Origin of the sequence: Qipengyuania sp. (genome assembly GCF_043423005.1) — a bacterium.
Classification (GTDB): domain Bacteria; phylum Pseudomonadota; class Alphaproteobacteria; order Sphingomonadales; family Sphingomonadaceae; genus Qipengyuania.
The window spans coordinates 1-6,117 of record NZ_JBHWMI010000015.1; the positions used below are offsets into that span (position 1 = coordinate 1).

Consider the following 6,117-nt stretch of genomic DNA (forward strand, 5'->3'; position numbering starts at 1 on the left):
GCCGGGGTTGCCTGGCGCGCCGCTTTCGTTATGGGCCTGCCCTTGGCAAAACTACGGTGAAAGCGCAGCCCCAGTGGAAGAAAAAGAGACCCATCAGACCCTTTACCTCGTCATGGGAGGTCGGGTCACCGATCCGCGGAGCGTCCATTTTGCCGACCCCGAAAGCATCCATGTCGCTGGCGTCTACAGCAGCTACGACGATGCTGAACAGGCCTGGCGCGGCAATGCGCAGCGAACGGTTGACGATGCGGAAATGAAATACGTCATCGTGCACTTGCACAAGCTGCTCGACCCTGCCGGTTGAACGCTTAGCCCTTGGTCCGCGCAAAGAAAAACGCCCCGGATAACATCGCGGGGCGTCTTCAAACTCATGCAAATCTCAAATCGGGGACGTCTCAGACGAACTCGATCTTGTCGACCAGATAGAACTTTTCGCCCGAGGGGACAGTGACCTCGATCTCGTCGTCCTTCTGCTTGCCGATCAATGCCCGCGCGATCGGCGAGGTATAACTGATCCGCCCTTGCGAGGCGTCGGCTTCGGTCTGCCCGACGATCTGATATTTCACCGGCTTGTCGTCCTCGTCCAGCAAGGTAACGGTCGCGCCGAAGATCACCTTGTCACCCGAAAGCGTCGCCGGATCGATGATCTGCGCCCGGCTCACCTTGTCTTCAAGGTCGGCGATCTGCGCTTCGACCTGGCCCTGGCGTTCCTTGGCCGCATGGTACTCGGCGTTTTCCGACAGGTCGCCATGCGCCCGCGCCTCTTCGATCGCGTCGACGATCTTGGGCCGTTCAGCCCTCAGAACCTTCAGATCGGCCGTCAGCTTCTCGTAGCCTTCGGCCAGCATCGGCACCTTTTCCATGGGCCAGCATTCCTTTCCACGCGCCTTGGCCGACAACTGGTTCGAGCCCGCAGAAGCGGTGGATCGAACCGATTGTCGGGGAAGGACTTCGAGTAATATCTCAGGCGCTATAATAGTACTGTAGCGAGCGTACTTCAAGTCGCTCCGGGTCGACCTCGGCAATCGCCCGCGCCGCAGCCAGGGATGCAGCGGCGGTGGTGTAATAGGGCACCTTCTGAGCCAGGGCGCTCGCGCGGATCGATTGGGAATCGAGCAGCGACTGCCACCCCTCGGTGGTGTTGAAGATCAGAGCGATATCCCCGTCGATGATGGCGTCGACGATATGCGGGCGACCTTCGGCGACCTTGTTGACCCGCGTGACGTCGAGCCCCCGCCCGGCGAGGAATGCCTGCGTGCCACCCGTCGCGACGATGCGGAAACCGTGCTCGATCAGCGTGCCAACCGCGGGGAGGATAACGTCCTTGTCGCTATCCTTGACCGATACGAAGACCGTCCCCGAGCGGGGCAAGGTCATGCCGGCCCCCAGCTGCGACTTGAGGAAGGCGGCGGGAAAATTTGCATCGATTCCCATGACTTCGCCCGTACTCTTCATCTCAGGTGAAAGCACCGGATCGGATCCGGGAAAGCGCGCGAAGGGGAACACCGCTTCTTTGATCGACATATGCGCGGGCCGTAGGTCGAAGGGTTCGAAGGTGTGCAGCCCCTCGCCCGCCATCACCTTGGCAGCGATCTTGGCGATCGGCTGACCAATCGCCTTTGCCACGAAAGGAACCGTACGGCTGGCGCGCGGGTTGACCTCGATCAGGAAGACCTCGCCGTCCTTCACCGCGAACTGGACGTTCATCAGGCCGCGCACCTCGAGCGCCTTGGCCAGGGCTTCGGCCTGCCGCTTCATCTCGGCAACGATGCCGGCCGGCAGGCTGTAGGGCGGCAAGGTGCAGGCGCTGTCGCCCGAATGGACCCCGGCTTCCTCGATATGCTGCATCACCCCGGCGATGCGGACCTCGAACCCGTCGCTGATGACGTCGACGTCGCATTCGACCGCGTCGCGCAAATACTGGTCCACCAGCACCGGGCTGTCGCCGCTGACATTGACGGCCGTGGCGATGTAGTCGTCGAGCTGCGCTTCGCTGTCGATGATCTCCATCGCCCGCCCACCGAGGACGTAGCTGGGGCGCAGCAGCACCGGGTAGCCGATCCGCGCGGCCACTGCCGCCGCCTCGTCGCGGCTCTTGGCGATGCCGTTGAGCGGCTGCTGCAACCTGAGCTTGTTGACCAGGCGGGCAAAGCGCTCGCGATCCTCGGCAAGGTCGATCGCGTCGGGACTGGTGCCGAGGATTGGAATGCCCTCCCGCTCCAGCGCGGCGGCCAGCTTCAGCGGGGTCTGCCCGCCGAACTGCACGATCACGCCGACGACCTCGCCGCGGCTCATCTCGACCCGCAGGATCTCGAGCACATCCTCCTCGGTCAGCGGCTCGAAATACAGCCGGTCGGAGGTGTCGTAATCGGTGCTTACCGTTTCCGGGTTGCAGTTGACCATGATCGTCTCGAACCCTGCCTCGGAAAGCGCAAGGCACGCGTGGACGCAGCAATAGTCGAACTCAATCCCCTGCCCAATACGGTTCGGGCCGCCCCCGAGGATGACGATCTTCTTCGCATCGCTGGGCAGCGCCTCGTCTTCCGGCTCGCCGAAAGTCGGGGTCTCGTAGGTCGAGTACATATAGGGCGTGATTGCCTCGAACTCGGCGGCGCAGCTGTCGATCCGCTTGAACACGGGTAGCACGCCGAGCTTGCGACGCAGGTCGCGCACCTCCTGTTCGCTGGTGGCTCCGGCCATGGCGCGCAGGGCATCGTGCAACAGGCCGCTGCGGCGAGCCTGGGTTTCGGCAAGCCCCCCGGCCACGCCGACCGAGCGAACCGCAAGCGTGGCGAGGCGCTTGTCGGAAAAGCCCATTGCCTTCAGCCGGCGCATTTCCGCCGCGGTGTTGGGCAGGCCATTCTCGCCGATAGCCGCTTCCTCGACGATGATCGCCTCGATCTGGCGCAGGAACCACGGATCGTAGCCGGTGATCGGCTGGATTTCGGCAACGCTCAGCCCCTCGCGAAAGGCTTGCGCAACCTTGAGGATGCGGTCGGGCGTGCGCTGGCTGAGCGCGGCAGTGATCTTGTCGCGCGACGCCTCTTCGAGTTCGGGCACGCGGTTGAAGCCGTCGAGCCCGGTTTCAAGACCGCGCAGCGCCTTCTGCATCGATTCCGCAAAGCACCGGCCAATTGCCATGACCTCGCCCACAGACTTCATCGCCGTGGAAAGTTCGGGCGTCGCGCCCTTGAACTTTTCGAAGGCGAAGCGGGGGATCTTGGTGACGACGTAATCGATGGTAGGCTCGAAACTCGCAGGCGTCGCGCCGGTGATCTCATTGGTCAGCTCGTCGAGCGTGTAGCCCACCGCCAGCTTCGCCGCCACGCGGGCGATGGGGAAGCCGGTGGCCTTGGAGGCAAGCGCGCTCGACCGGCTGACCCGCGGGTTCATCTCGATCACGATCAGTCGCCCGTCCTTCGGATTGACTGCGAACTGGACGTTGGAACCGCCTGTTTCTACACCGATTTCGCGCAGCACCGCGATGCTGGCGCTGCGCATGATCTGGTATTCCTTGTCGGTCAGCGTCAGCGCGGGGGCGACGGTAATGGAATCGCCGGTGTGGACGCCCATCGGATCGACATTCTCGATCGAGCAGATGATGATCGCATTGTCCTTGCGATCGCGCACCACCTCCATCTCGAACTCTTTCCAGCCGAGCAGGGATTCCTCGATCAGCACCTCGGTGGTGGGTGACGCATCCAGGCCCGATCGCACGATCGCCTCGAACTCGATCCGGTTGTAGGCGATGCCCCCGCCCGTCCCGCCCAGCGTGAAGCTCGGGCGGATGATCGCCGGAAGGCCGGTCCGCTCCAGCACATCGAACGCCTGCTCGACCGTGGTCGCGACCCCGCTGCGCGCGCTTTCGAGGCCGATGCTGTCCATCGCCTCGCGGAAACGCTGGCGGTTCTCGGCCTTTTCGATCGCTTCGGCCTTGGCGCCGATCATCTCGACGCCGTATTCGGCCAGCACGCCCATCTCCTCCAGCGCCAGCGCACAGTTCAGCGCCGTCTGCCCGCCCATCGTGGGCAGCAGCGCGTCGGGCCGCTCCTTCGCAATGATCTTGGCGACGATCTCGGGCGTGATCGGCTCGATATAGGTTGCATCGGCCATGTCCGGATCGGTCATGATCGTGGCCGGGTTGGAGTTGACCAGGATCACCCGGTACCCCTCCTCCCGCAGCGCCTTGATCGCCTGCGTGCCGGAATAGTCGAACTCGCACGCCTGCCCGATGATGATCGGACCGGCGCCGATGACGAGGATGGAGGAGATGTCAGTGCGTTTGGGCATCAGTTAGCCTTGCCAAGCGGGTTTGTGACAATGTGCCAAAGAGCCCACTGAAGAAGCTCTTGGTGTTCTGGGCCGAAATGAACGAGCGCCGGAGACATGAGTGGGTTCTCGAACCACAACATTGATGCCGCCTCTGCGGCCTTGTTGGGCCACCGATGTGCCGTTTCAGGCCAGATCGCGTCCATGCGTTCAACGGCATCCGAAACTGACAGCTTTCCCTCGCGAACAGCGGCGTAAACAGCCTTACCAAGGTCGGAGATGAACACAGGCAGAGCCGCCTTTTGAGATCTGTCCTCTTCTTCGCAACCTGGCGGGCGTGATGCTGGATCGGCGTGGTGCCAAGCGTGCTGGAACGCGGCTGCATAAAGATGCCATGCCGAACCTTTTGGCTCGTATGAAATGCTATACAAGCCGTGGTTGAAGCTATTCAACACCTCAAAGATGCGCGGAACATCTCGCTCGAGCCATTCGATTGTCGGCCAACGGCGCTCCCAAATTTCATAAGGATAATCGTCGAGTGCGCTTCGTTCGATCGGAACCCCTGCGCCTTTCAGCGCGCGAAAAACCTCGTCTTGATCTTGATGGCTTTCGTCATCGTCCAGATCTTCGTGCAGGTGATAGCAAATTCGGTCAACGTCGGGCCCAAAGGGCCCCAGAGTTTTATTGGCCTCAATGGAAAACCGCATGACCTCCATAATCTTGTCGAGCGTTTCGACGGACTCGATGGTCACCCTATCATCCCCACGAACTTCTCAAACAGGTAAAAGCTATCCTGAGGCCCCGGGCTCGCCTCCGGGTGATACTGCACCCCGAACGCCCGCTTGCCCCTGATCGAAATTCCACAATTGGTCCCGTCGAACAGCGAGACGTGGGTTTCCACCACCCCCTCAGGCAAGGTCGCCCCGTCCACCGCGAAGCCGTGGTTCATCGAGGTGATCTCGACCAGCCCCTCGCTCTCGCCCCAGCCGCCGCCGACGCGCTGGACCGGGTGGTTGGCGCCGCGGTGGCCCTGGAACATTTTGGCGGTTTTTGCTCCTGCCGCGAGCCCCAGAAGCTGGTGGCCAAGGCATATGCCGAAGATCGGCACGTCGCGTTCCAGCAGGCCCCTGATCACCGGCACCGCATACTCGCCCGTCGCCGCCGGGTCGCCGGGGCCGTTGGAGAGGAACACGCCATCGGGCTCCAGCCGCATGATCTCTTCCAGCGAGCTGCGCGCCGGCACCACCGTCACCCGCGCGCCCGCCTTCACCAGATTGCGAAAGATGTTGTCCTTGGAACCATAGTCGATCGCGACCACGTGCGGGCGCGCATTGCCCGCCTCGCCATACCCGTGGCCAAGCTGCCAGTGCCCGCCGCGCCAGTCTTCCAGGACGCCGCGGGTGACGCGCGGGACAAGGTCGAGCCCCTCCAGCCCGCTCCACTCCGCCGCCTGCCGGGCCAGCGCCTTCAGGTCGAACTCGCCGCGCGGGCTGTGGGCGATCACCGCGTTGGGCGCGCCGTCGCGGCGAATGCGGCGGGTGAGCGCGCGGGTATCGACTCCCGAGAGGCCGATCTTGCCGTGCGCGGCGCACCAGGCGGCAAACTCCTCCTGCGCGCGGAAGCTGGAATGCAGGGTAATCTCCTGCCGCACGATGAGGCCGACCGCGCCCAGCCCGCGGCTCTCGTGGTCTTCCTCGTTCGCGCCGACGTTGCCGATATGGGGAAAGGTGAAGGTGACGATCTGGCTGTCGTAGGAGGGATCGGTCATCACCTCCTGATAACCCGTCATCGCGGTGTTGAAGCAGACCTCGCCCACCGCGCTGCCGGTGGCACCGAAGCCCTTGCCCC

The 6,117-nt window shown here is 63.3% G+C and carries 5 protein-coding genes; 1 reads left to right on the plus strand and 4 read right to left on the minus strand.

Going from position 1 to position 6,117, the window contains the following annotated elements:
- The first annotated feature begins 112 nt into the window (after nt 1-112).
- Nucleotides 113-304 carry a DUF4170 domain-containing protein gene (locus ACHFFA_RS03105; RefSeq protein ID WP_394269382.1) on the plus strand — a complete coding sequence of 64 codons (192 nt, stop codon included), beginning with the start codon at nt 113-115 and terminating at the stop codon, nt 302-304.
- 91 nt (nt 305-395) lie between these two features.
- Here the strand turns inward: ACHFFA_RS03105 and greA are convergent, their stop codons facing one another.
- From greA to carA, 4 genes are all read right to left on the minus strand, one after another.
- Entirely contained in the window at nt 396-863 is a 468-nt protein-coding gene (greA, locus tag ACHFFA_RS03110; RefSeq protein ID WP_394269378.1) for a transcription elongation factor GreA, read from the minus strand.
- A 100-nt stretch (nt 864-963) separates the two neighbouring features.
- A complete protein-coding gene (gene carB, locus ACHFFA_RS03115; RefSeq protein ID WP_394269379.1) occupies nt 964-4,290 on the minus strand; it encodes a carbamoyl-phosphate synthase large subunit in 3,327 nt (1,108 codons plus the stop codon).
- Nucleotides 4,290-5,021: a hypothetical protein gene (locus ACHFFA_RS03120; RefSeq protein WP_394269380.1), complete on the minus strand. Its 732-nt coding sequence runs from the start codon at nt 5,019-5,021 to the stop codon at nt 4,290-4,292. The genes carB and ACHFFA_RS03120 overlap by 1 nt, the downstream gene beginning before the upstream one ends.
- Nucleotides 5,018-6,117: glutamine-hydrolyzing carbamoyl-phosphate synthase small subunit (gene carA, locus ACHFFA_RS03125; RefSeq protein ID WP_394269381.1), on the minus strand; the 1,100-nt coding region annotated here is incomplete at its 5' end. The genes ACHFFA_RS03120 and carA, both read right to left, overlap by 4 nt.